This window comes from Paenibacillus sp. M2, assembly GCF_046713495.1.
Taxonomy (GTDB): domain Bacteria; phylum Bacillota; class Bacilli; order Paenibacillales; family Paenibacillaceae; genus Paenibacillus; species Paenibacillus amylolyticus_B.
In genome coordinates this window covers 5,938,527-5,964,618 of the sequence record NZ_CP169648.1, presented here as the reverse complement: position 1 = coordinate 5,964,618, position 26,092 = coordinate 5,938,527, and the positions used below count along the sequence as shown (strand labels likewise).

25 protein-coding genes are annotated in these 26,092 nt (G+C 47.1%); 23 read left to right on the top strand and 2 right to left on the bottom strand.

Translation table 11 applies throughout. The annotated features are described in order from the left end of the window. Positions 1-29 precede the first annotated feature (29 nt). The 20 genes from ACETMN_RS27360 (at position 30) to ACETMN_RS27265 (ending at position 19,924) form a co-directional block, all read left to right on the top strand. A complete protein-coding gene (locus ACETMN_RS27360; protein WP_091020872.1) occupies positions 30-947 on the top strand; it encodes an ABC transporter permease in 918 nt (305 codons plus the stop codon). Positions 948-1,070: 123 nt separating this feature from the next. After that, positions 1,071-1,619: an NADPH-dependent FMN reductase gene (gene ssuE, locus ACETMN_RS27355; protein ID WP_091020873.1), complete on the top strand. Its 549-nt coding sequence runs from the start codon at positions 1,071-1,073 to the stop codon at positions 1,617-1,619. A gap of 69 nt (positions 1,620-1,688) precedes the next feature. After that, a complete protein-coding gene (locus tag ACETMN_RS27350) occupies positions 1,689-2,561 on the top strand; it encodes a LysR family transcriptional regulator (protein ID WP_091020874.1) in 873 nt (290 codons plus the stop codon). A gap of 240 nt (positions 2,562-2,801) precedes the next feature. Continuing rightward, on the top strand, positions 2,802-3,869 hold the full coding sequence (locus ACETMN_RS27345) for an LLM class flavin-dependent oxidoreductase (protein ID WP_091020875.1): 1,068 nt from the start codon (positions 2,802-2,804) through the stop codon (positions 3,867-3,869). 37 nt (positions 3,870-3,906) lie between these two features. Continuing rightward, positions 3,907-5,151 (top strand): amidohydrolase, encoded by a 1,245-nt coding sequence (locus tag ACETMN_RS27340; RefSeq protein WP_256975427.1) that lies wholly within the window; start codon positions 3,907-3,909, stop codon positions 5,149-5,151. A 332-nt stretch (positions 5,152-5,483) separates the two neighbouring features. Continuing rightward, positions 5,484-6,344, top strand: coding sequence for a diaminopimelate epimerase (locus tag ACETMN_RS27335; RefSeq protein ID WP_411735402.1), 861 nt, complete (start codon positions 5,484-5,486; stop codon positions 6,342-6,344). A gap of 41 nt (positions 6,345-6,385) precedes the next feature. Further along, entirely contained in the window at positions 6,386-7,342 is a 957-nt protein-coding gene (locus tag ACETMN_RS27330) for an SAM-dependent methyltransferase (RefSeq protein WP_411735401.1), read from the top strand. A gap of 55 nt (positions 7,343-7,397) precedes the next feature. Continuing rightward, a complete protein-coding gene (locus ACETMN_RS27325) occupies positions 7,398-8,699 on the top strand; it encodes an opine metallophore biosynthesis dehydrogenase (RefSeq protein WP_411735400.1) in 1,302 nt (433 codons plus the stop codon). A gap of 215 nt (positions 8,700-8,914) precedes the next feature. Then, positions 8,915-10,552, top strand: a complete 1,638-nt coding sequence (cntA, locus tag ACETMN_RS27320; RefSeq protein ID WP_143786601.1) for a staphylopine-dependent metal ABC transporter substrate-binding lipoprotein — start codon at positions 8,915-8,917, stop codon at positions 10,550-10,552. A gap of 190 nt (positions 10,553-10,742) precedes the next feature. Continuing rightward, positions 10,743-11,675, top strand: a complete 933-nt coding sequence (opp1B, locus tag ACETMN_RS27315; RefSeq protein WP_091020878.1) for a nickel/cobalt ABC transporter permease — start codon at positions 10,743-10,745, stop codon at positions 11,673-11,675. Next, positions 11,675-12,571 (top strand): staphylopine uptake ABC transporter permease subunit CntC, encoded by an 897-nt coding sequence (gene cntC / locus ACETMN_RS27310; RefSeq protein ID WP_091020879.1) that lies wholly within the window; start codon positions 11,675-11,677, stop codon positions 12,569-12,571. The genes opp1B and cntC overlap by 1 nt, the downstream gene beginning before the upstream one ends. Further along, positions 12,552-13,361 carry a staphylopine uptake ABC transporter ATP-binding protein CntD gene (gene cntD, locus ACETMN_RS27305; RefSeq protein ID WP_411735399.1) on the top strand — a complete coding sequence of 270 codons (810 nt, stop codon included), beginning with the start codon at positions 12,552-12,554 and terminating at the stop codon, positions 13,359-13,361. The genes cntC and cntD overlap by 20 nt, the downstream gene beginning before the upstream one ends. Further along, positions 13,362-14,114: an ABC transporter ATP-binding protein gene (locus ACETMN_RS27300; protein ID WP_411735398.1), complete on the top strand. Its 753-nt coding sequence runs from the start codon at positions 13,362-13,364 to the stop codon at positions 14,112-14,114. It abuts the gene before it with no gap. 14 nt (positions 14,115-14,128) lie between these two features. Further along, complete coding sequence (gene cntE, locus ACETMN_RS27295; protein ID WP_091020882.1) at positions 14,129-15,322, top strand: staphylopine family metallophore export MFS transporter CntE; 1,194 nt, start codon at positions 14,129-14,131, stop codon at positions 15,320-15,322. Further along, complete coding sequence (cntE, locus tag ACETMN_RS27290; protein WP_411735397.1) at positions 15,319-16,584, top strand: staphylopine family metallophore export MFS transporter CntE; 1,266 nt, start codon at positions 15,319-15,321, stop codon at positions 16,582-16,584. The genes cntE (ACETMN_RS27295) and cntE (ACETMN_RS27290) overlap by 4 nt, the downstream gene beginning before the upstream one ends. A gap of 336 nt (positions 16,585-16,920) precedes the next feature. Next, positions 16,921-18,117: a GTP-binding protein gene (locus ACETMN_RS27285; RefSeq protein WP_411735396.1), complete on the top strand. Its 1,197-nt coding sequence runs from the start codon at positions 16,921-16,923 to the stop codon at positions 18,115-18,117. Positions 18,118-18,348: 231 nt separating this feature from the next. Continuing rightward, entirely contained in the window at positions 18,349-18,618 is a 270-nt protein-coding gene (gene rpsN / locus ACETMN_RS27280) for a 30S ribosomal protein S14 (protein WP_036605831.1), read from the top strand. A gap of 42 nt (positions 18,619-18,660) precedes the next feature. After that, a complete protein-coding gene (locus ACETMN_RS27275) occupies positions 18,661-18,996 on the top strand; it encodes a DUF3024 domain-containing protein (protein WP_411735395.1) in 336 nt (111 codons plus the stop codon). Between the two features lie 208 nt (positions 18,997-19,204). After that, on the top strand, positions 19,205-19,681 hold the full coding sequence (locus ACETMN_RS27270) for a DUF2975 domain-containing protein (RefSeq protein ID WP_192136289.1): 477 nt from the start codon (positions 19,205-19,207) through the stop codon (positions 19,679-19,681). Between the two features lie 9 nt (positions 19,682-19,690). Further along, positions 19,691-19,924, top strand: a complete 234-nt coding sequence (locus ACETMN_RS27265) for a helix-turn-helix domain-containing protein (RefSeq protein WP_105601205.1) — start codon at positions 19,691-19,693, stop codon at positions 19,922-19,924. Between the two features lie 75 nt (positions 19,925-19,999). Here ACETMN_RS27265 and ACETMN_RS27260 read toward each other — a convergent pair whose 3' ends face one another. After that, positions 20,000-20,857 (bottom strand): AraC family transcriptional regulator, encoded by an 858-nt coding sequence (locus ACETMN_RS27260; protein ID WP_411735394.1) that lies wholly within the window; start codon positions 20,855-20,857, stop codon positions 20,000-20,002. Between the two features lie 175 nt (positions 20,858-21,032). Here ACETMN_RS27260 and ACETMN_RS27255 point away from each other — a divergent pair, with 175 nt between their 5' ends. Then, the gene (locus tag ACETMN_RS27255; RefSeq protein WP_411735393.1) at positions 21,033-23,105 is read left to right on the top strand and encodes a beta-galactosidase; all 2,073 of its coding nucleotides are present in this window, start codon (positions 21,033-21,035) and stop codon (positions 23,103-23,105) included. A 142-nt stretch (positions 23,106-23,247) separates the two neighbouring features. On the opposite strand, the gene ACETMN_RS27250 is transcribed toward ACETMN_RS27255, so the two are convergent. Next, the gene (locus ACETMN_RS27250) at positions 23,248-24,279 is read right to left on the bottom strand and encodes a substrate-binding domain-containing protein (RefSeq protein WP_091020890.1); all 1,032 of its coding nucleotides are present in this window, start codon (positions 24,277-24,279) and stop codon (positions 23,248-23,250) included. 238 nt (positions 24,280-24,517) lie between these two features. On the opposite strand from ACETMN_RS27250, the gene modA reads away from it, so the two are divergent. After that, positions 24,518-25,390, top strand: a complete 873-nt coding sequence (gene modA / locus ACETMN_RS27245; RefSeq protein ID WP_091020891.1) for a molybdate ABC transporter substrate-binding protein — start codon at positions 24,518-24,520, stop codon at positions 25,388-25,390. Next, positions 25,387-26,073: a molybdate ABC transporter permease subunit gene (gene modB / locus ACETMN_RS27240; RefSeq protein WP_091020892.1), complete on the top strand. Its 687-nt coding sequence runs from the start codon at positions 25,387-25,389 to the stop codon at positions 26,071-26,073. The genes modA and modB overlap by 4 nt, the downstream gene beginning before the upstream one ends. Positions 26,074-26,092: the final 19 nt, after the last annotated feature.

Below are 26,092 nucleotides of genomic sequence, written 5' to 3'. Positions count from 1 at the left end.
GCAGAGTATAAAAGGAGGAGTTGTTGCTCATGAGCATGAAACCTTTGGCTGGTGACAAAAAAGCATGGGCGGGCAGTGTAGGACGTATCCGTCTGTGGAATCGCCGCCCTTGGCGCTATCGCGTCTCATTCGCGGTATCCCGATTATTCTTTTATGCAGCATTGCTGGTGGTGGTGTTTACCGTGGCATGTGCGATTGTACCGGGCTGGATTGCGCCCTATGATCCAACTCAGATGATGACGGATGTTATCCTGCAGGCTCCTTCTGCTGCGCATCTGTTCGGGACGGACTATTTTGGCAGGGATATCTTCAGTGTGGTTGTGCATGGAAGCAGGGATTCGCTGCTCATTGGATTTGCCTCGGTGCTTGTGGGAGGCATTGTTGGCAGTGCGCTTGGTATTATCTCCGGTTATGCCGGAGGCGTTGTTGATACCATCACGATGCGAGCTGTCGATATTCTGATGGCTGTACCCGGCGTGCTCCTGGCATTGTCTGTTGCAGCTGCTCTCGGGCCAGGACTGATAAACATTGCACTGGCTGTTGCGGTTTCCTCCATTCCGGGCTACGCACGGGTGATGCGTGGGCAGGTCATATCAGTTAAAGGACTGCCTTTCATTACAGCGGCACGTTCATTGGGCGGTTCCAATACGCGTATTTTCTGGAAACATGTACTGCCGCATTCGTTGTCACCGTTGCTGGTCATGGCTACGCTGGGCGTAGGGACATCAATTCTAACGGGCTCCGGACTCAGTTTTCTGGGACTTGGGGTGTTGAAGGAAATACCGGATTGGGGTGCATTGCTCTCCCAAGGGAGAGGTTATCTGACGGTTGCCTGGTGGATCTGTACGTTCCCGGGTCTGGCGATCACTTTGTTTGTACTGGCGGTTAATCTGATTGGAGACGATATTCGCGATCGGCTGGACCCCAAAGTAAAAGGAGCGGCTTGACCGCTATTCCAAAATATAAGAATTTATAAGTTTCACCCTATCCATTTTTATATTTCACTGCGAAACGGTAGCTGTGCCACCAGAGGACGGCGACAGCCGTTTACGCTTGAGGAGGAGATATTCATGTCACATGTTGTCATTATTGCCGGATCACCCTCCAAGCGTTCGCGTTTGACAGGTCTGACGGATTACAGCAGCCAAAAATTAACGGAGGCAGGCATCACCGTCGAAGTTATTCACGTTGTGGATCTGCCCGCTGAGGATCTGGTGCAAGCCCGGTTCGACAGCTCATTCATTCGGGATGCACTTGCTGTCGTTGAAGCCGCGGATGCAGTCATTGTAGCTACACCCGTATACAAGGCATCGTACTCGGGAGTGCTTAAACTGTTCCTGGATCTGATTCCGCAAGAAGGGTTACGGGGCAAGTTGATACTCCCACTCGTTATCGGTGGCTCTGTTGCTCATCTGCTGGCCATTGATTATGCATTGAAGCCTGTACTGGCGGCCCTTGGTGGAAGACATATCCTGGGTGGTGTGTATGCTGTGGATCAGGGAATTGAACGACTGGATGATGGACAATTCGTACTCTCGGCAGATATTACTACACGTCTGGATCGCTCACTGGATGAATTGTTATTGACACTGGAAAAGGATGGGATTACGATATCGTAAAACCAAGTAAGTATATTGGATAAATCAATATAAGATCAAACGTCTGCGGACGTGGATACGGAGGCACTCATGAATATCGAGAATATTGAAGCATTTGTATATATCAATCATTATGGAAGCTTCAATAAGGCTGCCGAAGTACTCTTCTTGTCCCAACCTTCGGTCACAGCTCGCATTCAGTCACTGGAAAGGGAGCTGGGCTGCAAGTTGTTTGATCGGCTTGGCAAGCAAATCGTGCTAACAGAAGAAGGTCGGAAATTCCTGCCATATGCGCAGCAAGTGCTGCAAGTGATTCAGAAGGGCAAGCAGAAGATTCAGCAACGCCGGACAACACCGGATGCGCTTCGACTGGGGAGTACAGTATCGGTATCCAATTATGTCATTCCCGATTTTCTACCCAAGATCAAGGATGCTTACCCCGAGATTAACATCAAATTGACGACAGCAACGACGGATCAGCTGATTGCCAAACTGCTGGGTCAGGAGATTGATCTTGCTTTTGTGCGCAAGGTCATGCATCCTGCGATCCGTACGGTTGCTTTTTATGAAGATCCAATCCAGCTCTATGTGTATAAAGGGCATCCATTCATTGAGAGCGGGCATGTCAGCATGGAAGCCATTCGGAATGAGCAACTGGTCTTTTTTGAATGTGGTTCATTGGACTGGCTTCGCATTCACCGGGCTTTCGACTCGCTGGAACATCCGCCGAATATTACATACCATGTCGATAATTCGGAGACGGCGAAGAAACTGGTTATGCAAGGGGCAGGCATTGCTTTTCTCCCGGGACTCACGGTGAAGAAGGAAGTGCAGAATCAGGAACTGTTCCCCATTCAGGTACATGAGGTGGCAGGTGTATCACTGCAGATCAGCGTTGTCACGTTAAAGGAAGAATATTCGCCATTGGCAGAGCCCTTCGGGGAACTGTTGCGGCAGTTATAGAGCATCTAACGTTGAATCTGATTTTTACACCAAAACGGAGAGTGCAGAACCAATCTGAAGAAGCGAAGCGTGCGCATTTATCAACAGATTTTTCCCTTGAACCAAGGGAGTAAAGAAAATCTGGGGATAAGAGTGATCGGAAGATGGTACTGCAATCGGAGTGATAAAGTGTAACATCTCTAGTTCAACTTAATAGTGATTCAAGAATAGCGGTTCAGCACAATCAAGGAGGAGAAGGATATGAGTATTCGTGTTGGCATTTTGGATCAGACTCCCATCTATGAAGGGGAGACGGCGGTGGATGCTTTTCGGCATACGATTGAGCTGGCACAGCGAGCAGAGCAGCTGGGATTCCATCGATTCTGGGTGTCGGAGCACCATGATTCAGGGCATGTTGCGGGTTCCTCCCCGGAGGTACTCATCTCCCACTTGCTTGCGCATACAAAGCGGATTCGGCTGGGGTCCGGCGGAGTAATGCTCCAGCATTACAGCCCATACAAAGTCGCCGAGAATTTCAATATCCTTGCAGCGCTCGGACCAGGAAGAGTTGACCTGGGAATCGGTCGTGCGCCAGGTGGTTTACCCCGTTCGACACAAGCGTTGCAGGAAGGTATTCAGGAATCAGCATCTCTTCAAGAGAAAATTGTTCAGGTGAAACGATACATCCACAATGAGCCGCTTGAAGATTCATCACATCCACTTGCAGGTCTCAGCGCTTCGCCTCTGTCCGATATTCCAGCAGAACTGTACGTACTTGGAGCCAGTGTTGATAGTGCAGGCATGGCTGCGGAACTGGGACTTCCATATGTCTTTTCACTGTTCATTAACAGTAATATAGAGGTAGCGCTTCAATCGATCCGTGTGTATCGTGAACAATTTGATCGTTCCCAGGGACGGGAGCCCTACGCTGCACTAGCCATATCGTTAATTGTGGCCGAGAGTGAGGAGGAAGCGGAAGGACTTGCGAGCGAGCATATGCTGGTGAAGATCCATCTGGAGAGTGGGAAAGTACTCACTGTCGGTTCTGTGGAACAGGCGGAAGAATTCGGTCGTCAATCAAACGAAACCTATCGGATCGAAATTTTGGAGCCAAGTGTGACCCGGGGGACGAAGGAAAGCGTAGGTCAGGCACTGCTGAAGTTCCAGCAGGAGTTTGCTGTGGAAGAGTTCATTGTGACTACAGCTACACGGGATTTTACCAAGCGCATTCGTTCATTTGAATTATTGCGTGAGATTCTGGCAGAGCAGGGACTAAGCGAATTTGCACTGGAATCCAAGGAAGAAGCAGCAATCGGAAGTAGACAGTGAATATAGCAGTGAATATATACGAATGGGAGGCCGTGTGATGAAAAGTGATCTGGAACAGCCTAAACAGCAGGCTGAGCAACAAGTACAGGGCCCCGAGCATGAACTTCATGGTGAACGGGCGGAAGAATTCGCGGAACGTTTAATCACCATTCGGCGACACATGCATCGTAACCCGGAATTGTCCGGCGAGGAAAAGGAGACAACAGCTGCCATTCGCAGCTGGCTGGAAGAGGAAGGTGTCCGTATTGCAGACGAATATGTGCTGCGGACAGGGCTTGTCGCTGAAGTAGGCCAAGGGGACGGACCTGTTGTTGCCCTAAGAGCAGATATTGATGCGCTGCCCATTCAGGAAGAGACAAAGCTGGAATTTGCCTCCCAGGTAGATGGAAAGATGCACGCTTGCGGACATGACGCACACACGGCAATTCTGATCGGTGCTGCACGATTACTGAAACAGCGCGAGTCCAGTTTGCCGGGAAAAGTACGGTTGATATTCCAGCCGTCGGAGGAAAAAGCAACGGGTGCACGCCAAGTGATCCAGAGTGGTGCATTGTCCGATGTTCGGGCGGTATTTGGTTTGCATAACAAGCCTGATCTCCAGGTAGGTACGGTGGGTATTCGGGAAGGCGCATTGATGGCAGCAGCAGACGGTTTTGTTGTCAAAGTGGAAGGTGTAGGCACCCATGCAGCCGTGCCTGAAGCCGGCATTGATCCAATCGTGGTTGCCGCACATATTGTTACGGCATTACAGGCCATCGTAAGCCGCAATGTGGGAGCACAGGAGAGTGCTGTAATCAGCGTCACCAAGCTTCATAGCGGCACAGCCTGGAACGTTATTCCCGATGAAGCGATCCTTGATGGCACAGTGCGTACCTTTGATGAGAAAGTGCGTGCACGGATTCGCGAACGTTTCAATCAGGTAGTCGCCGGTGTGGCCGCAGCCTATGGCACACGGGCTACGGTTCGCTGGATTCAGGGACCACCTGCCGTGGTCAACGATGAGTCTCTCGCATCTGCGGCGGAGCAAGTTGCAAGTGAGATTGGATTGAATAGTGTTAGACCGCTACCTTCTCCAGCAGGTGAGGACTTCTCTTTTTATCAAAAAGAAGTTCCCGGCCTGTTCCTCTTCCTGGGCACCTCTGGCCCACATGAATGGCATCACCCTGGCTTTGATGTGGATGAACAGGCTCTGCCGCTGGGAGCACATCTTCTGGCTGCACTGGCTGAGAAAGCACTGCACAATGTGCAAGCACTGCACAATGTGCAAGCACATCAAGAGTGATGAGTATAGTGAATCACTGGATCATATCCAGATCGAAACGGTTCCGTTCGACGGCAGCCGTTTTTCGTATTCCCTTTTTTAAGTGAGAGCGGGTAGGAACGACGATTCGCTGAATCTTATCAGACGGTATAGTTATGGCTAGAGCTGGCGCAGAAGCGTCAGCTCTGTTTGGGTTTTCTTATATGGAGGGCAGCTAAAGGTATTTTGAAATTTTTATTTTTTTAATGGAAATATTTGTTGACGCTCCCTAAAAGGATGTGCTATATTTTTCTCGACCTTTAATCGTAATAATTACTATTAGATAAAAAAGAAGAACAGGAGTAGTCGCTGCGATGAAACAGGAGATCGATTTTATCAAGTTCAGTCCCACTCAAAACATGACGATTCTGGTTAAAACGGATCATGCAGCCGAGAACTACAACCATATTGCTACGCGCCTAATGTCATATGATAACGTTTACGCTGAACAAGTGGGATTCATTGAACCAACGAGGAGACCGGAAGCTGTGGCCCGTCTGGAAATGGCCGGAGGAGAGTTCTGTGGCAATGCCTGTATGGCACTTGCAGCACACCACGCATCTGAAGCAGGACTGGCTCAACAGGAGTCTATGGATATCATGCTGGAGGTTTCCGGAACCGATCAATTGATCATGTGCTATGTGAAGAAGCAGCAGCATGAATACAACTGCCAGGTAACCATGCCGGTTCCGAAGCAGATTGAGCAGCGAACAATCCGGTACGAAGGCATCGAACTCGATATGGTGATCATCCGGTACGCTGAGTTCATCCATATCGTGATTGAAGTCGATGACTTCGACGATACGATGAAGAAGAGGGCACAGACCCTTGCAAGATTACTGGGATTAACTCTGGGAGATAAGCTGATCGGTATCTTGTTATATCAATCACACTTGGAAGAAATGGCCCCACTCATCTATGTTCCGGAGCTGGATAGTCTGATCTGGGAGAGAGGGTGTGGTTCGGGTACAGCCTCCGTAGGAGCGTATCTCGCATGGAGCCAGCAAAGGCAGATTACGCAGTACATCAAGCAGCCTGGTGGTGCGATCAAAGTGGTAGCCCAGTGGGATGGCGCAGAACTTGGGAGTATTACGATTGAGGGATCGGTTGGCATCGTGGCTCAAGGCAAAGCCTTCATAGATGCTCCAGCAGAATGGAGCTTTATAAACGCATGAGGTACATGACATGATCGAGACAACGTATTGGGGGAAAAGAAATGATCACATTGGTTCATTTTCAGACATGTTTGAGTGAATTTGAAGAGAAATTCGATAAGCTCGCGAGCAAGTATGATCATACGATTCAGCATAGTTCGGAGCTGGAAGCTGTGATCAATGACTACTCCCGCTTTGTGACCAATCAGGAGAATAAGGCAGCCTGGGAACAGTTGGAGCATTCGGAGCTGGAAGAACTGGATTCGCTTGTATGGCAGTTAAGAAATAAATCCGCCCAGTGTGTGGCGATCATGGAGAAATATCGTGCATTGAAGTTAGGGCGTGTCTCGAAACTCGCTGAAGTGCATCTTTTACCGCCTTTTCGCCCCCTGCTGCGTCACTTTCCCTTGACGTGCCCCGGCACGCCTGCGGAAAACTTCCTTGCTTGGAACGAAAATTCGGCAAAATCTGCTTCCTTCGGAGCTTCCAGACACGCCCTAGACAACGGGGATGTGCAGATTGCCGATTATTTCAAAAACATTGAAGAGTGTATCGATAAAGAATTCGGCAGCTTCCATGTTACCTCTGATTCCAAAGTATTGCTGGTAGGCTCCGGTTCCTTCCCCATGACACCATTACTCATCGCCAAGCGATCAGGTGCAGAAGTCGTCGGGATCGATATTGATGAAGAATCCATTACACTCGGGCGAAAAGTGGTGGAGACACTGGGCACGGGTTTGAAGATTCGTTTGGAGTCAACATTGCTGGAAAATCTGGAGTTTACCAAGGAAGCAACACATATCATTTTCAGCTCTACCGTGGCCCCTAAATATGAACTGCTTGATCAACTGCATGCCCTGACAAATGCACAGGTGGTTGTAGCCATGAGATATGGTGACCAGTTAAAGTCCTTATTTAATTATCCGATGAGAGCGACGGACAGTAACAAGTGGAAGCTGGTAGACCAGATCCTGCGCCCGGATGATGTGTTCGATATTGCGTTGTACCAGAAAGCATAGCCATCCAAGTCAATTCAGGTGGAGTCCAGGTGAACTTTAAATAAAGGAGGCTTATATGAGCAATCTTCAGCGAATTCTGATACTCGGAACCGGGCCTGCATCCATTCAGCTTGCGGTAACACTCAAAGATCATCTCAACTGCTGTATAGGCATTGCGGGGAGACAATCGGTTCGTTCAGCATCGATTTTTTCAGCCTTTGAAGAGAGCAATCAACGTATTCAGGTCAGCATTCAAAATGAGAAACATCAATCGCTCGCAGGTGAATGTTTCGTTGATCATGTGTTCAAGGGATATGACACCATTGATGGTGAGTGGGGAACACTCATTTTGGCTGTAACAACGGATGCTTATATCGATGTATTGGAACAAATGAAAAATGAATTCATCAAACAACTGAAATGTATCATTTTGGTTTCTCCAACGTTTGGGTCGAATCGACTTGTGACCCATTATATGAGAGAGCGGAAATCAGAGCCGGAAGTGATCAGTTTCTCTACCTACCTTGGAGATACCCGTTGGATGCACGAACAGCCGTCGAATCATGTGATTACTACAGGGGTTAAGAAAAAGGTCTATATCGGTTCCACTCGTTACCCATCTGAACAGGTCAGTAAGCTATGCCAAGTGTATGAGCGTTTGGGTATTGCGCTGGAAGTGATGCGATCCCCACTGGAGGCGGAAACGAGAAATATTTCGTTGTACGTGCATCCACCCTTGTTCATGAATGACTTCTCATTAGAAGCCATCTTTGGAGCATCGGATATTCAGAAATATGTATACAAGATGTATCCCGAAGGTCCGATAACACAAGTTTTGATTCGGGAGATGCGGGCACAGTGGCAGGAGATTATGAATATTACGGAACGACTTGATATTCAGGGAGTCAACCTGCTTCAATTCATGACGGATGACAACTATCCGGTTCGATTAGAGAGTATATCACGCCAGGATATCGAGAATTTCAATCAGCTGCAGGTCATTCATCAAGAGTATTTATTATACATACGATACACCTCATTATTGATTGATCCATTCTCGGAACCCGATTCGAAAGGCAAATATTTTGATTTTTCAGCAGTCCCATTCCGTAAAACGTTCATGAACCGCGAAGGGGAACTGGACATCCCCCGTATGCCCAAGGAAGATTACTACCGCATCAAAATCATTCAGGGCATAGCAAGACATCTGGATGTAAGCTGTCCAACCATGGATCATTTTATCGCCAGGTATGAGGCGAAGATTCAGGAAGTAGCTGACGCACACCCGAATCAGCGCTTGTCCGAAGCCTTTGTCATCCAATCCTTTGAAGAGGATATCCGCATGATCTGCACCGGACTTTCGAGTAGTTGGGTCTAGTTATATTAATTTAAGTAAGTTGAATTTAGTTTTACACAATAACGGAGAGGACAGAAAAAACCTGAAGAAGCGAAGCGCTCGCCTTTATCACCGAAATACTACCTTTAGGAGATAGATTTAAGAAATTCGGGGATAACAGCGATCGGAAGGTTGTTCTGTCATCGAAGTGGCAAGTGTAAATTTTTAGTTTTGCTTACTAATCAGGAGGAAATGTTGTGAAAAAGGCTCTTACTTTTACATCCATACTATTGCTGGTGTCTGCCATTGCGCTGCTCGCCGGATGCGGACAGAGCCCAAAAGAGAAAGAGAGCGCCCAAACGGAGCCTGCCAATAGCCAGGTACAAACAGAACTTATCTATGCTTCTTCTAAAGATATTAATGATATGAACCCACATCTGTATACAGGTTCCATGCCTGCGCAAGGAATGGTATATGAGTCGCTGGTGGAAAACACACCTGACGGAATCAAGCCATTGCTGGCTGAATCATGGGATATCTCCGAGGATGGCAAGACCTATACCTTTCATCTGCGACAAGATGTGAAATTCCATGATGGAGAGCCGTTCAACGCAGAGGCGGTTAAACAAAATATCGATGCAGTACAGGCGAATGCCGAAAAACATGCTTGGATCAAGCTTTCTACCAAAATCACGAGTGTAAAAGTTATCGATGAGCACACGATGGAGCTGACGCTGTCGGAAGCCTATTATCCGGCACTGGTGGAACTGTCCATGACAAGACCTTACGTCTTCATATCCCCCAAGGATTTCAAAGATGACGGAACCAAAGACGGGGTAAGCGGTTTCCACGGTACAGGACCCTACAAGCTTACTGCTCATAAAGTCGAAGAGAATGCCACATTTGAAGCCAATGAAGACTATTGGGGTGGTGCACCTGCTATCAAGAAGATCACATCCAAGGTTCTTCCGGCAGGTGAAACAACATTCCTGGCATTGCAAAAGGGAGAGATCAACTTTGTGTTCACCGATGACCGGGGAGCAGATAGTATCGATGTCGAGGCCATGGACCAACTGGCTGAATCCGGGGATTATCAAGTGGTCCGAAGTGAAGCGATGAATACGAGTATGATCGTAGCCAATAGCAGTCGCGAGGATAGTCCGGTTCAGGAAACGGCAGTGCGGGAAGCGCTATGGGTTGGCATTGATCGTGAAACGATCAGTAAAGATATTTTCAACGGAACGCAGACGGTAGCGGACACGCTATTTTCAGCCAATGTCAATTACGCCAAGGTGGACCTGAAGAAACGGGAGTATGATCCGGAAATGGCTAAAAAGCTTCTGGACCAAGCTGGCTGGACATTGACAGATGGTGAAGTGGTGAGAAAGAAGAACGGTCAGCCTTTAGCCATGAAATTATACTATGACAGCAATTCGTCTTCACAGAAAATACAGGCCGAATTGATTCAGTATTCGATGAAAGAATTGGGTGTTCAGCTTGATATCGTGGGCGAAGAGTCTACTTCCATCGCGAATCGGAGAGCAACCGGGGAATATGATTTGCTGTTCAATCAAACCTGGGGACTGGCCTATGATCCACAGAGTACCATTGCTGCCTTTACGTCAGATTCAGCATACAAGCATACGACAAGCGGAATTGCCGAAGCAGATGAACTATATCAGAAAATTGATGCGGTCATGGTTTCCACGGATGAGGCTTCACGCCAATCCCTGTATGCCGACATTATGAAGATCGTCCATGATGAAGCTGTGTTCATTCCGATTACCAACGGGCGTGTCACCGTTGTCGCTCCTGAGAATCTTGATGGAATCTCATTCAAACAGACCCAATATGAACTACCTTTTGAAAAAATGAATTTTAAATATATAAATTGAACTAAACATTTACACAAAACGGAGAGGACAGAAAGAACCTGAAGAAGCGGAGCGTTCGCCTTTATCCCCGGATTTTCCCTATATAAAGGAATCAAAAAAATCTGGGGATAACAGCGATCGGAAGGTTGTTCTGTCATCGGAGTGTAGTGTAAATATTGTTTAGTTCAATTTAAATAGAGCGGAGATGGATATGGGAATTTATATCGTCAAAAGGATTCTGTTAACCATCCCTTTACTGATTATCATTTCATTTATAACGTTTGTCCTGATTAATCTATCTCCCTTGGACCCGGCGGTTGTTGTGTTACAGGCACAGGAAGTTCCGCAGATTACAGAGGAATTAATTGCCCAGACCAACCAGGCTTTGGGGTTCGATCAGCCGTTTATGATCCAGTATGTGAACTGGATCATGGCTGTTGTGCAGTTGGACTTTGGCAACTCTTATGTATCTGGTGAACCCGTGTGGTCATTGATGGGGCCTGCTTTTATGAACACATTGAAGTTAACACTTGTCTCATCAGTATTCATTATTGCGCTGTCCATTCTGCTCGGTGTGATCTGTGCCATGAGAGAAGGCAAGTTGCTGGATCGATCGGTCAGAGGCGTATCATTTTTCCTCACCGCCATGCCATCCTACTGGCTTGCAGGCATGATGATCTGGTATTTTTCCGTCAAGCTGGACCTGTTACCTACCAGTGGCATGGACTCGTTTCGAAGCTACATTCTACCGGTGATCGTAATCACGGTGAGTTATACGGGCATTTACTTCCGAACGGTTCGAAGTTCCATGTTGAGTAATATGAATGAGGACTATGTGTTATATGCACGGGCCAGTGGTCTGAGCGAGAAGAAAGTAACCCTGCATATTCTGAGAAATTCATTACAGGTGGCCGTTTCCATCTTTTGTATGGCGATCCCGATCGTGCTGGGCAGTACGGTAGTCATCGAAAATGTGTTTGCCTGGCCGGGGTTAGGGAGACTCAGCGTGAAATCCATTTTAAGCAGGGATTTTCCGATTATTCAGGCGTATGTTCTGATGTTGGCTGTCACCTTTGTCTTGTTTAATACGTTATCCGACATCATTAATGCGGCGATGAATCCCCGTTTGAGAAAGGAATTCTGATGCGTATACTGAAAAATTGGAGTAAAGACAAACTTGCTATCACCTCTTTGGTGGTGATTATTGTCACGCTTATGGCGGGCATATTGGCTCCGCTTATTGCGCCGCATGATCCTGGACAAGTGAATATGAAGCTTCGTTATGCCTCCTCTTCCTGGGAGTATCTATTAGGCAATGATCATCTGGGCAGATGTGTATTATCCCGGCTTATCTATGGCATCCGTCCAAGTGTGTTATGGGTTCTGGTTGCGCTCAGTCTATCTGTTCTGATCGGGGCTATTGTTGGATTCATCGCGGGTTACTTCAAGGGGAAAGTGGATGCATGGATCATGAGAGTCTGTGATATTATGCTGTCTTTTCCCGGATACGTGATGACACTGGCGGTGGTTGGCATTTTGGGTGCAGGACTGGAGAACATTTTGATTGCCTTTGTGTGGATGAAATGGGCCTGGTTTGCCCGCGTTATTCGAACATCTGTGATGCAATTCTCCGATATGGATTATGTAAAATTCGCCAAAGCCTCCGGCACACCTAATCTGAGAATTATAACCAAACATATTGTTCCGGTTACCTTTGCCGATATTGCCGTCATTGCGAGTGGTTCCATGTGTTCGATGATGTTGCAGATCTCCGGTCTTTCCTTCCTGGGGCTTGGTATTCAGGCTCCGCATGCGGAGTGGGGGATGATGCTCAATGAGGCGAGGGAAGTCATGTTCTCCAGACCTGAATTGATGTTGGCACCGGGCCTGGCCATTGTGGTGGTCGTGTCTGCTTTTAATTTTCTATCGGATGCCCTTCAAGTGGCTTTGGACCCCAAATTGATGACCTCTCAAGGTAAGTCTGACATGTCTTACGAAAGTGAGGTGAGAAAGGCCGCTTATGAATATAGTCGAGGTTGAACATTTGAAAGTATGGGACACCAATACAGACAAAGTGATCATTCATAACAGTTCATTTAAAGTCAAAAAGGGAAGCTGTATGGCCATCGTGGGGGAAAGTGGTAGCGGCAAGTCCGTCACGTGCAGGGCTATCATGCGACTGAACAAGCCATGGATTCGCCAAACGGGCACGATGTTATTTCAGGGAGAAGACCTTAACCAGCTTTCGGAACCGGAGATGCGGCGTAAGCGGGGCAAGCATCTATGTATGATTTTGCAGAATGGCATGAGTGCATTTGATCCCTCCTGTGTCATTGGTGTCCATATTCGGGAGACGCTTCAGCAGCATTTTGGCTGGAACACCCGCGAGATTGAGCGGAAAATCATCAATGCCATGGAAAGTGTCATGCTCAGACATCCGCGCGAGATTCTGAATCAATACCCACATCAACTGTCCGGTGGGATGCTGCAGCGAATCATGATTGCACTGGCATTGGTGCTTGAGCCCGATCTGATTATTGCGGATGAGCCAACAACGGCGCTGGATACGATCTCCCAATATGAAGTAGTGGAGCAATTGATTCAATTACGCGAACGCATGGGCTGTTCCATGATGTTCATCTCCCATGATCTCGGCGTCGTGCAGAAGATTGCCGATGACGTGATGGTCATGAAAGACGGCAAGATCGTCGAGCGCGGTAGCATGCATTCTGTTTTGACAGAGCCGAAGCATGCCTATACGCAGTATCTGGTCTCTACCCGATTGGAGCTGAGCAATCATTTCAAGGCGTTGATGCAGGGGGACGCATAGATGCTAAAGGTGGAAGGTATCGAAAAATCATATAACCAGGGCGGACTGTTCTCCAAGCACAAAAAACAAGTATTGAAACAGGTTACCTTTGAATGCCAGTATGGCGAATGTCTGGGCATCATCGGTGAAAGCGGAAGCGGTAAATCCACATTGGGCCGTCTGATTCTCGGCATTGAACGGCCGGATCGTGGAACGATCTCGCTCGATGGTAAAGACGTACAGGATCGACGTGTACGAATAGGTAACCTTAGCGCCGTTTTTCAAAATTATACGTCTTCGATCAATCCATTTCTTAATGTGGAAGCTGCCATTATGGAACCGATGCAAGCGCAGCAAAAGCTGCGAAAGGATCAGGGTAACTCAGAGAAGGTGGATCTGTTGCTGAATCAAGTTGGACTGGACCCTTCCTATAAATCCAAATATCCGCATGAACTATCCGGCGGGGAGGCTCAGAGAGTGTGCATAGCCAGGGCCATCTCCACCGCTCCCAAATGCATTGTGTTTGATGAAGCGATCAGCTCACTGGACGTGTCTGTTCAGATTCAGGTACTGCAATTGTTGAAAGAGCTTAAGGAAATCTACAAGCTGAGCTATGTCTTTATCACACATGATATACAGGCGGCAGCCTATATCTGTGACAGGGTGATCATTTTCAGAGAGGGTCAGATTGAAGAGACCGTTCCTATTGAGCAGCTAAAGGATGTTCAGTCAGACTATGCGAAGCTATTATTGAAGCATTTAATACCATTTTAGGGGGAACACCCATTGTGAGTGGAGCGATGTCTTGGCCTTTTCTGCGCTTGTACATACTGGTTCTTCTGTATTTCAGTGCCAATGCCATTCTTAACGTGATCATCCCATTACAAGGGGAGTCCTTGGGTGCGAGTGGTACAACGATTGGACTGATCATGGGCGCTTATATGTTCACAACGATGTTTTTCAGACCATGGGCAGGTCGGATTATTCAAAAGCATGGTCCGATCAAAATATTGCGTCTGATTCTGATCATCAATGGATTTGCGCTGATTTTATATACCTTTACGGGACTCGGAGGTTATTTGGTTGCTCGTATTTTGCAGGGTGTATCGACAGCGTTCTTTTCTATGGCTTTGCAGATTGGCATTATTGATGCACTTCCGGAGAAAGATCGGTCACAGGGGATCTCGTATTATTCGCTATTCAGTTATATACCGGGGATCGTGGGGCCTGTTATTGCGTTAGGAATCTGGCAGACGGGTGGTATGGATTATTTTACAATTGTTCTGATCGGCATTGCCGTCTGTACCGGCGTCTTCGGATATACCGCCAAAATGGAACCAAGCAAGGAGCAACCTGCTGAGAATCTTTCGAAGCAGAACGTGAGTATGTGGGAATCCTTTGGTCAGTTGGTGAAGAATCCGTTTCTGTTTCGATGCAGTGTGTTAATGCTCGCCGCTTCCGTTGTATTTGGTGCGATTACCACCTTTATCCCGCTGTATGCGAGTCAAGTACCAAATGGGAATGCGGGTGTGTATCTGATGCTTCAGGCCGGGACGGTGGTGCTGGCTCGAATCATGCTTAGGAAAAGGATTCCGTCTGATGGCAGTTGGCATTCTCCTTTCATGATGGGCACCATGTGTCTGCTCGCCGTAGCTGCGCTATGTGTCAGTTATGCTGTGACAGGAGGCGTGGTCTTTTTCTATGTGGGGGCTGTATTCATGGGAATCGGTCAGGCGATCCTGTATCCGACACTCACGACCTATTTATCTTTTGTGTTGCCTAAGCTGAACCGGAACGTTCTGATCGGCCTATTTATTGCGATGGCGGATCTGGGTATTTCTCTGGGTGGTGTGATTATGGGACCCGTCGCTGACTTCTCTTCCTATTCATTTATGTACATGATCTGTGCTATCCTAGGAGCGGTAATGATCGTTTTTGCCTATGAACGGCGTAGACCCGTGACAGGTACATCTATGAATTGACTGCCAGAAGAGAAAGTGGTGACGAACGTTTGAAGTCTTCAATGACGGCAACATCCAATGGAAAATTAAATCCGGTATCCTTTTCGTTTATCCGGTTTTATATGCTGGCCTTTTTATTTTTTGCGGCAAATTCAGCTTTGACGATTATTCTGCCTTTGAGAAGCGAAGCCGCGGGATTGAATCAGGCTGAGATTGGTCTGATGATGGGGGCATATATGTTCACCTGTATGCTCTTGAGACCTTTTGCAGCACAGCTGCTGGGTAAGCATGGGCCGCTTCGTGTGATGCAATGGCTATTGCTTTTACACGCCGGGACGTTGCTGCTGTTTGTTGTTTTTGGTGTGGAGACGTATCTGTGGTTGCGAGCTCTGCAAGGGGTGGCTACGGCCTTTTTCTCCATGACGATGCAGGCAGGCATTGTGGAAAAGCTGGAGGACAAAGACCGGGCACAAGGGCTGTCCATGTACACCCTGTTTACGATGGTTCCTTCTCTGGTCATTCCGATCATCGCCATACAAATCTGGGAAAATGCCAGTGATCTGGCGTTTACGCTGCTGATGATCGGACTGGCGGCGCTGCCACTTCTGATTGGATATAATGTGGATCTGCCACGGAGTACCGTGCAGAATAAATCGTACACCTTGGGAGACATGTTTCGTTCATTTGGCGGCATCTGGCGCAGTACGCCACTGCTGATCAGCAGTGTGGTGATGTTGTTTGCGTCCTGCGTCTTTGGGGCGACAGCGACCTTTCTTCCTCTGTATATGGTATCCACTGGACTGGCGAGTGCAGGGGTATTTCTGACGATACAGGGATTGGTTGTGATCCTGTGCAGGTTTATTTTACGTAAAAAAATTCCGTCCGACGGTAGCTGGAATACCTGGCTGATGGCAGGGTTAATGCTGTGTGCTGCACTGGGGACCCAGTTGCTTAGCTTAATGGAGATCATCGGGCCATTGGTGTATCTCTCCGCGGTGTTCAGCGGCTTTGCCCTGGCACTGTTGTACCCGACATTAACCACATACCTGTCTTTTGTGCTGCCTGCGGATTCCAGATATGTACTCATGGGAATCTTCATGTCCTCGTATGACCTTGGATTCTCTATGGGCGGACTGGCGATGGGGCTTATTGTACAGGTGAGTTCGTATTCGACCATGTTTATGATCTGCACGTTGCTCTCTATTGCAGCGATGGTTCTGGTGTTGGTATTCAGGCAACGGATGGAAGCGGGAAATAAGGCCAGATCTGTGGTAGCAAGCTGAATAGTAAAGTAAAGGCTCATGAACTGAATTTTCCGGGACGTATCGTCAGGATACGAAGCTGAAGGAGACGGATCATAAGTCTTTTTTATATCTAGCATTTATAAGTTTTCAGCGGAGCAGGACAATTCGATTATCGCAAGAAAAACTACAATTGAACGCGGTCTGCCTTCTGTGAAAGTACGTCGATAGATGTTTTTCTTATCCATTTTTCTGGACTATTTCGTAAAAATAGTTTGACAACGACCGTGCAACAGGATTATAGTCAATGTTGTTAATCGTAATAATTACTATTAAAGTCTGGGTTACGCAGACTGCACATATAAGGAGTCGAGATCTATGACACAAAAGCAAATTCCGGTAACCGTACTAAGTGGTTACCTCGGTTCAGGGAAAACAACCGTTTTAAATCACGTATTGAACAACAGACAAGGGCTTAAGGTTGCCGTAATCGTCAACGACATGAGTGAGGTCAATATTGATGCAGCGCTGGTCAAGGGGGAGGCAACCTTGTCTCGAACCGAAGAGAAGTTGGTGGAGTTATCGAATGGCTGTATCTGCTGCACCTTGCGGGATGATCTGATGCAGGAGATTGAGAAGCTGGTGAACGAAGGCAAGTATGACTATATTTTGATCGAATCCACTGGCATCAGTGAACCTGTTCCAGTTGCACAGACCTTTACATACGCCGATGAGGAGTCGGGTATTGATCTAACTCGCCTGGCCCGATTGGATTGTCTGGTAACGGTGGTGGATGCCAATCGATTCTGGCATGATTTTGGATCAGGACAGAGTCTTCTGGATCGTAATCAGGCGACCGGAGATGAGGACACCCGTGACGTCGTAGACTTGTTGATTGATCAGATCGAAACCTGTGATGTGCTACTGCTGAACAAATGTGATCTGGTCGATGACACCGAGCTGAACAAGCTCGAAGGTATCATCCGGAAGCTACAGCCTAATGCCAAAATTATTCGGACTGAGAATGGACAGGTGAATTCGTCTGAGATTCTGAATACAGGCCGCTTTGATTTTGAAAAGGTGAGCATGTCCGCTGGATGGATTCAGGAGCTGGAGAAAGAGTCGCATACACCGGAAACGGAGGAATATGGCATTGCTTCCTTTGTCTATCGCCGGAGAAAGCCGTTCCATCCTTCCCGTCTGGCTGAATTCATGAGTTACTGGCCGGAAGAAGTGGTACGTGCCAAAGGTTTAGTATGGCTTGCGGCTGAAGGGGATGTTGCTGCAAGCCTGAGTCAGGCAGGACCATCCATTCAATTTGGTCCTGCAGGACATTGGGTCGCGGCGTTGCCAGAAGCGGACAAAGAAGAGATTTTACGTAACGAACCGGATGTTCTGGAGAAATGGGATGCCCAGTGGGGAGATCGCCAGACGGAGCTTGTCATGATCGGAATCGACATGGAACGTGCGAGCATTGAAGATGAGCTGGACCAGTGCCTGCTTAGTGATGAAGAAATGCTGGGCGACTGGGGCCATTTCGAAAATCCACTGCCATGGCCTGTGGAAGCTGTATAAGTCAGAGAGGACAGAAAGGACCTGAAGAAGCGGAGCGTTCGCCTACAAGCTTTCTGCAAGAAAGCTACATCGGAAGCATACGCTATCCCCGGATTTCCCCTTTATAAAAGGAATTAAAAAATCTGGGGATAACAGCGATCGGAAGGTTGTTCTGTTATCGGAGTGTGCAGTGTAAATATTCTTTAGTTCAATTTATAAATATAAATTCAAGGGATAAAGGAGCTGGATTTCATGGCTAAAAAATCAAAAGTGGTCCGTGAGAAGCAACGTCAGGCGATCGTGGCAAAATATGCGGACCTGCGCCGGGAATTGAAGGAAAAAGGGGATTACGAGGCATTGCAGAAATTGCCGCGGAATGCATCTCCGACTCGTTTGAAGAACCGTTGTGAAGTGACAGGCCGCCCGCGGGGTTATCTACGCAAGTTCAAGGTATCTCGGATTAAGTTCCGTGAATTGGCACATCAAGGACAGATTCCTGGTGTAACAAAATCCAGCTGGTAACATGATCAAGGGGTGTACTTTGCTGAAAGGGTGTGCATCTTCATGTTGGACTCGTTTACGTTACGAAGAATTCAGTCGGTGATGAATGGCTATATTCACGAGAAGGTTCCTGCGCCACTGCGAACGATGGTGAAGTTGACATATGAGATGAATGATAATGAATTGATCCTGACCGAAGAAAGACCCGCCGAGGAACGGTATCAATGGGAGAAGATGCATATTGCCCGATTTTACTGGGAAGAAAATCAGTGGAAGGTGTTTGCCAGAGATGAACAGAGCAGCTGGAATCCGGTAGATGTTATTACACCTTGTTCCGATTTTGAGAATGTGTTCGAGCAGGTGGAACGGGATGAGGCTGGGCTGTTCTGGCGGACGTGAGTGAGTTCAAAGATAACCACATTCAGTGGCTATCTTTGGACTTTTTTTGTGTCCAAGAATCACTGAAGCAAAGAGGGGGACGATCTTTTAATCTTTCTTCCTTAGTGGGGAAAAGAATGAATGAAGTCTGTTTTACAATAAAAATTTATTGTAAAACGATAAATATTATGATAAATTCATATCACTTAAAACAAGTGAGGTGCTTTTTGTGAAGCGAGGTACAACCATCTTTTTAAAATTGGCCGTGTTGCTTATTGGTGTTCCCATTCTTGCCTTATGTATATTCGGGATACCCTGGTTAGCGAACAATCCGGTGAATCCGAATTATGCAGGTGCACTATACCCTATAGTAATTATTATGTATGTGTCGGTTATTCCGTTTATCGTAGCACTGTACCAGGCATTCCGTCTGCTGAGCTACATCGACAAAAATGAAGCGTTCTCTCTAATATCAGTGAAATCCTTAAAAACAATAAAATATTGTGCTATTGTAATCAGTAGTCTCTATTTTGTGATGTTGCCATTCGTTTATGTTGTAGCAGAGAAAGATGATGCCCCAGGCCTCATTCTAATGGGAATGGTTCCTGTTTTTGCTTCATTGGTCATCGCAGTGTTTTCTGCTGTACTCCAAAGATTGTTACAGGAAGCGATTGATATCAAATCAGAAAATGACCTAGTGGTCTGAGGTGAATATATGGCCATTATAATTAATATTGATGTGATGTTGGCAAAGAGGAAAATGTCAGTTACCGAGCTTGCCGAGAGAGTTGAAATCACGCTCGCCAATATTTCCATATTAAAAACGGGAAAAGCAAAAGCGATCCGTTTATCCACTCTGGATGCCATCTGTAAAGCACTGGATTGTCAGCCTGGAGATATTTTGGAATATAAGGCTGACGAGGACGAAGATACAAATGAACATTTGTGAAAAATGACCGAAGAAGACTCTGCATGTTGTATGCAGAGTCTTCTTTTGCGTCAGCATGAGGAAGTAACGTTGTGCCTATAACGAATGATTGTGCATCATTCGAAATTGCATAGGTGTTACGTTTTCCTGGGTTTTAAAACATCGGATGAAGTAGCTTGACTGAGAGAATCCCGTTTCCAGCGTAATTTGTTTAATGGAAAGGTTGGTTGTTGCGAGCAGCTGTTTAGCATGTAGTAACCTGGATTCCAAAAGGAATTCCGGGAAAGAGATTCCAAACGTCTGACTGAACTTGCGGCTAAAGTATGTTGTACTGTATCCGGCAATCCCGGCGGCGTGGTCTAGTGTAATGTGCTCGTTACTATGGGAGCGAATATAATTCCCTGCTTCACGAATTCGCTCTGAAGTGTGATTTAACGAAACATTGATTTGGCTCGCTGCGGATTGCAATCGGGTCAGAAGCTCATATAGAGTAGCTGCCACACTGTGCTCGTCCTCCACTTGATAGCCTCTTCCGAGCTCCAGTATTCGATCCATGAGCGCGGTAACCACCGGGAAGTTGGAACATTGAAACAGCCATGGCTCGTCAACGCCTTTTCCATTTAACAGTTCTTCGAGACGAACGCCGTAGAAGTGAATCCAACGAATACTCCAAGGATCATCCAAATCGGAGTAGTAGGTTTGTCTGAGACCGGGACCGTAGAGGAATCCTTGCCCTTGTGTTAACTCATAACGAGTGGTTCCCGTATCCAGGAATCCTTTACCGTCCAGGACAATGTGCAAATTGTAGCATTGATCCAAATTAATTTCTTTGGTTCGATATTCCCGATTCACATAATGTTTCGGAAAGTCACTGTACCCTCCAATAAAATCGGGAAAACATACATGTCTGGGGAAAACCGGCTTGGGGAGAAAGATGTGTTCTTTCACGTGCATCCTCCATTTGAACGCAATATTTTTATGTAGTGAACTGAAATCAATTCAGTCTAGTGTTATTTGAATCTCGGACAATGACAATATTTTATTATAAGTCGCATAATCTTGTCATTTATTATATGTGAAGGTTCCAATAGAATGGAGGCAATATGGCAGGTTAAGGGGGCAATTAAAGGTGGCAAAATCAATCCAAATGGATGAATTGAAACTGGGGGTCTGTTATTACCCTGAGCATTGGTCGGAACAGTTGTGGGAGGACGATTTCCGCAGAATGCAAGAGATGAATATCACAGTTATTCGGATGGCTGAATTCGCATGGGCCATCTTTGAACCGGAAGAGGACCAGTTTGATTTTAGTTTTTTCCAGAAGGCACTGGATCTGGCACATCAATTCGGCTTGAGCGTTATTTTGGGAACACCGACAGCAACTCCACCAGCGTGGTTAACCTCAAAATATCCTGAAGTATTAAACGCGAATAAGGACGGCGTATTGTATCAACACGGTATGCGGCGTCATACCAATTACAGCAGCCCAATCTACAGACAGCAATGTGAAAAAATCGTGCGCAATATGGTGATTGCCTATAAAGAACATCCGGCTCTTATTGGATGGCAGATCGATAACGAATTCAATTGTCATATGGATGTTTTCTATGCTGAGGCGGACCATGTCGCCTTCCGTGAATGGCTTAAGAATCGTTATGAATCGTTGGAGAATCTGAACCAGGCTTGGGGAACCGTTTTCTGGAGTCAGACCTATACCGACTGGGAGCAAGTTCACCTTACCCGAAATATGGTCAGCCAATCGCCAAATCCTCATTTGGCACTAGATGAAAAGAGATTCATCTCAGCTAATACCATTTCATTTGCCAAGCTTCAGGTGGACATCATTCGGGAACTGGATCCGAAGCATTGGATCACAACAAACGGTACGTTTGGACACTTGGATAATCATGAAATGACAGAGGATTTATTGGATTTCTTCTCTTATGATTCGTATCCGCAGTTTGCCACGATCTTCCCAGGGACAGACGATAACTCATTACAAGATCGGGCCTGGAGCATGAAACTGTCGAACGTACGCAACATGTCACCGAACTTCTGCGTCATGGAACAACAGTCTGGGCCAGGAGGCTGGGTTGACAGTATAGGCATGGGTACGCCAAGACCGGGACAGATCCGATTATGGTCGTATCAATCCGTTCTGCATGGTACGGATCTGCTCGTCTACTTCCGCTGGCGGACGGCAACATTTGGCACCGAGATGTACTGGCATGGCATCAATGATTACCATAATCAGCCCAACAGAAGGGTACGCGAGGTTGCACAAGTAGGGGAAGAGTTTGCCAAGATCGGGCGTGTTATTGCGGGCACTACATATCAAGCCGATGTTGCGATCCTACAGGATTACGATAACATCTGGGACGGGGAGTTGGACGAGTGGCACGGTCCGCTTCAGCAACAGAGTGTACGCTCCTGGTATAAGCAGCTCCAGTATCGTCATATTCCGACTGATATGGTTACACTGCAACCAACGACAACACTGGAGGATTTATCCGAATATAAGGTGATCATCTATGCTCACCCGGCCATTATGACAGACGAGACAGCAGAACTTCTCCAAGCCTATGTCAGTCAAGGAGGCACTCTGTTTTTCGGTGCGCGCACCGGATATAAGGATCTCAAGGGGCATTGTTATATGAGACCGTTCCCTGGGGCTGTCGCTGAGTTGTGTGGTGTAACCGTAGAGGACTTTACCTTAATCAAAGGAACCATACCAGCAGCCAAACTGCATTGGAATGGGGCGAGTGAGCGGCTTCAGGAGGGAACGTCAACGGCCGGATTTAACGAAGTTCTTCATGTGGAGCATGCTGACGTGCAGGTCATGGCTGAGTATACATCCGAATATTATGCAGGTAGTCCTGCTTTGACCAAACGTACGGTAGGTCAGGGGCAAGTATGGTATTATGGAGCGGCTTACAATGAACGGGTCGTTGATGCTCTACTAGATGAAATAGGGCTAACTTCACCTGTGGGTGACCTGGTAGAGGTACCGTCCGAAGTTGAGCTTGGTATCCGTTCCGGTAAGGATAAAGCTTATGTATTTTTACTCAACTACTCGGATCACCAAGTGGCCATCCAGCTTAAGAAGGAGGCCACAGAGTTACTGTCGGGTACAACACTTCAGAATGAGATCAACATGCCCGCGTACGGTGTATTCATCCTGGAGATTGATTTGCCACATTAAGAAATTCATTCATCCATATCATGCGTTATATAGAAAGAAACACCAAAAACGCCTTGCAGCGAATGCAAGGCGTTTTATATATGCATGATGTGATGTTGAATACACGTTGAGTATAGGCTGTTATTGTCTACATTTCGTATACCTATGCTTCGTACAAAATCTCACCTGTCCTGGATACATCATATCCCTCGAATGATTGCAGTTCCTGCCTGAACTCCGGCGATTGGAGAATTCGCAGTACAGATTCTGTCCAAGCTTCATTACCTTGCTTCCTCAGCATGACCAGATCATAGCGCTCCTGAGTGAGCGGGACAAAATCAACCTGACCCACAAGTCGTGCAGCCTTTTCAATGCCAACTCCGACATCAGCTTCACCTGAACTGACTTTGGCAGCCACGCCCATGTGACTGGTTTCTTCGACTTGATATCCGATCAGACCTGCGGCAGGAATTCCATGCAGCCGAAGTTGCTCATCCAGCAATACTCGCGCGCCAGAACCTATCTCCCGGTTAGCGAGTCGAAGATCAGGCTTGCTCAGATCGGTCCAATTCTGTATGTTCTGTGGATTGCCACGCTGTACATACAATCCGGCAGGACGTGACAGCAGGTTTACCACAACATAGGACCGCCCCGTCAGAATTTTGCGAATATACGGCAGATTATACTCACCGGTATCTCCGTCGAGCAGATGGGTGCTGACCAGATCGGACTCACCGTGATACATCGAGATAAGCCCATCCAGACTACCCATGAACGAGCGTAGCGGACGAATGTCCCGAGTTTGTTTTTCCATATGGCGCATTAGAATATCCAGACTGACATCCTGACCTGTTATGACCAGATGCCGTGGTACAGCAGGCATTGCATGAGCAGAACTCGCTGGAGTATTCGCATGCGCAGACCCAACCGGAGTAGTTGATTGTAAGGAAGTTCCCTGAGAATCACCATGACCTGGCTGGGTCCCTGATGCAGAGGTCGGGATACGTTGACCTGAGGACTGAAGTTGCTTGGAGCGACGTTTATATGCCTCCAGATCGGTTGCATCAATTCGCATTTGTTTACCCACACGGTATGCGACGAGGTCTCCTTTTTTGATCAGGTCATAGACCGTTAGTTTCGATATTTTGAGCAGCTTGGATATTTCTTCGGTTGTGTAGGATTGCTCCTCCGTCATAAGTGAAGATCCTCCTTCAAAGGTAATGATCCGATCATTCATCGTAATGGAATGTTTCTTGTACTATACCATTAATTGAGGGATGCCATAAACTTGAGAACACGTAATAAACGCATAGGACAGATAACAAAAATCAAATGTGATCTTAATCACCTTCCCATTTTTTTTGTCTTGTGTATAATTAGATATAATCAATTATAACTAGTTATATCTAAATATAACGTTGGGGGAGAAATGAATGAGAAAGAGAATCGGATATGTGTTGGGAAGTATGTCACTGGGACTGTCTCTTGTATTGGCTGGTTGCGGCACAAGCACGGGCACTACGGATACATCCACAGGTGCAGAACAAACGACCTCAACGCCAGCGGCATCAGGTGAAAGTTCATCAGCAGGAAATACCGATCCGCAGGAAACGGTAGATCTGACGATCTCTGCGGCGGCCAGTCTGACCGATGCGATGAAAGAGATTGAAAGCAATTATGAGCTAGCTAATCCTTATATAGAACTTAACTTTAACTTTGGCGCCTCGGGTGCCTTGCAACAGCAGATTGAACAGGGTGCCCCGGCTGATGTCTTTGTATCGGCGGCAACAAAAAATATGAATGCGTTAGTAGATGAAAACCTGATTGCCTCGGACGACCAAAAGAATTTGCTACAGAATTCACTGGTGGCAATTGTGCCAGCAGATGGGACCCATACCGTAACCAGCGAAAAGGATCTCACAAATGACTCCATTAAGACGGTAGCTATTGGCATTCCGGAAAGTGTGCCTGCGGGAACCTATGCGAAGGAAGCTTTGACGAATGCCAAACTGTGGGATCAACTGGAGAGCAAACTTGTGCAGGGGAAAGATGTTAGACAGGTTCTCCAATATGTAGAGACAGGCAATGCAGATGCAGGATTTGTATATAAAACGGATGCTCTTACTTCGGATCAGGTGAACATTGCGTTTGAGGTGGACAAGAACAGCTACACACCCGCCAATTATCCGATAGGCATTATTGAAGGAACAAAACACCGTACAGAGGCCGAACAATTCTATGCGTATTTGCAAACTCCTGAAGTACTGGATATCTTCGCGAAATACGGCTTCACGATTCCCGAATGAATGTGAACGCCATAGACTGGTCCGTATTCTGGTCACCGGTGCGCCTGTCGCTTCAGGTTGCGCTGTTATCCAGCGTGGTGGCCACTGTGCTGGGAATCGCGATAGCCTGGAAGATGTCGCGTACTTTATTTCGGGGGAAGACGTTGCTGGAAACGGCATTTATGCTACCGCTAGTACTGCCTCCGACGGTGGTTGGATTTCTGTTGCTTGTCATACTGGGACGTAAAAGTCTGTTTGGACAATGGATTGAAGCCATATTCTCCGCACCGGTTATTTTCACCTGGTGGGCTGCGGTGATTGCTTCGGTGGTGGTTGCTTTTCCACTCGTGTATCAGACCATGAAATCAGGATTCAGCGGTGTGGATCGGGATCTGGAAGATGCGGGACGTTCGATTGGGGCGAATGAGTGGCAGGTTTTTCGTTACATTTCCTTGCCGCTCGCAGGCAGAGCCTTGATGACCGCCTTCATCCTGGGCTTTGCCCGGGCACTCGGGGAATTCGGAGCCACACTGATGATTGCAGGCAATATTCCGGGCAAAACACAAACGGTACCTACGGCAATCTATGTCGCTGTGGATTCGGGCAATCAGACCATGGCCTGGGCGTGGACTGTTTCCATTATCATCATCTCATTTCTCATGTTACTGATGACCAGACAGCAGCGAGATGGGAAAAATGACTAATTTGATATGTGTTTATATT

Excerpts from the sequence above, each read along its gene's own strand:
- ACETMN_RS27360 (WP_091020872.1), top strand. The coding sequence starts at position 30 with ATGAGCATGAAACCTTTGGCTGGTGACAAAAAAGCATGGGCGGGCAGT.
- ssuE (WP_091020873.1), top strand. The coding sequence starts at position 1,071 with ATGTCACATGTTGTCATTATTGCCGGATCACCCTCCAAGCGTTCGCGT.
- ACETMN_RS27350 (WP_091020874.1), top strand. The coding sequence starts at position 1,689 with ATGAATATCGAGAATATTGAAGCATTTGTATATATCAATCATTATGGA.
- ACETMN_RS27345 (WP_091020875.1), top strand. The coding sequence starts at position 2,802 with ATGAGTATTCGTGTTGGCATTTTGGATCAGACTCCCATCTATGAAGGG.
- ACETMN_RS27340 (WP_256975427.1), top strand. The coding sequence starts at position 3,907 with ATGAAAAGTGATCTGGAACAGCCTAAACAGCAGGCTGAGCAACAAGTA.
- ACETMN_RS27335 (WP_411735402.1), top strand. The coding sequence starts at position 5,484 with ATGAAACAGGAGATCGATTTTATCAAGTTCAGTCCCACTCAAAACATG.
- ACETMN_RS27330 (WP_411735401.1), top strand. The coding sequence starts at position 6,386 with ATGATCACATTGGTTCATTTTCAGACATGTTTGAGTGAATTTGAAGAG.
- ACETMN_RS27325 (WP_411735400.1), top strand. The coding sequence starts at position 7,398 with ATGAGCAATCTTCAGCGAATTCTGATACTCGGAACCGGGCCTGCATCC.
- opp1B (WP_091020878.1), top strand. The coding sequence starts at position 10,743 with ATGGGAATTTATATCGTCAAAAGGATTCTGTTAACCATCCCTTTACTG.
- cntC (WP_091020879.1), top strand. The coding sequence starts at position 11,675 with ATGCGTATACTGAAAAATTGGAGTAAAGACAAACTTGCTATCACCTCT.
- cntD (WP_411735399.1), top strand. The coding sequence starts at position 12,552 with ATGAATATAGTCGAGGTTGAACATTTGAAAGTATGGGACACCAATACA.
- ACETMN_RS27300 (WP_411735398.1), top strand. The coding sequence starts at position 13,362 with ATGCTAAAGGTGGAAGGTATCGAAAAATCATATAACCAGGGCGGACTG.
- ACETMN_RS27285 (WP_411735396.1), top strand. The coding sequence starts at position 16,921 with ATGACACAAAAGCAAATTCCGGTAACCGTACTAAGTGGTTACCTCGGT.
- rpsN (WP_036605831.1), top strand. The coding sequence starts at position 18,349 with ATGGCTAAAAAATCAAAAGTGGTCCGTGAGAAGCAACGTCAGGCGATC.
- ACETMN_RS27275 (WP_411735395.1), top strand. The coding sequence starts at position 18,661 with ATGTTGGACTCGTTTACGTTACGAAGAATTCAGTCGGTGATGAATGGC.
- ACETMN_RS27265 (WP_105601205.1), top strand. The coding sequence starts at position 19,691 with ATGGCCATTATAATTAATATTGATGTGATGTTGGCAAAGAGGAAAATG.
- ACETMN_RS27260 (WP_411735394.1), bottom strand. The coding sequence starts at position 20,857 with ATGCACGTGAAAGAACACATCTTTCTCCCCAAGCCGGTTTTCCCCAGA.
- ACETMN_RS27250 (WP_091020890.1), bottom strand. The coding sequence starts at position 24,279 with ATGACGGAGGAGCAATCCTACACAACCGAAGAAATATCCAAGCTGCTC.
- modA (WP_091020891.1), top strand. The coding sequence starts at position 24,518 with ATGAGAAAGAGAATCGGATATGTGTTGGGAAGTATGTCACTGGGACTG.
- modB (WP_091020892.1), top strand. The coding sequence starts at position 25,387 with ATGAATGTGAACGCCATAGACTGGTCCGTATTCTGGTCACCGGTGCGC.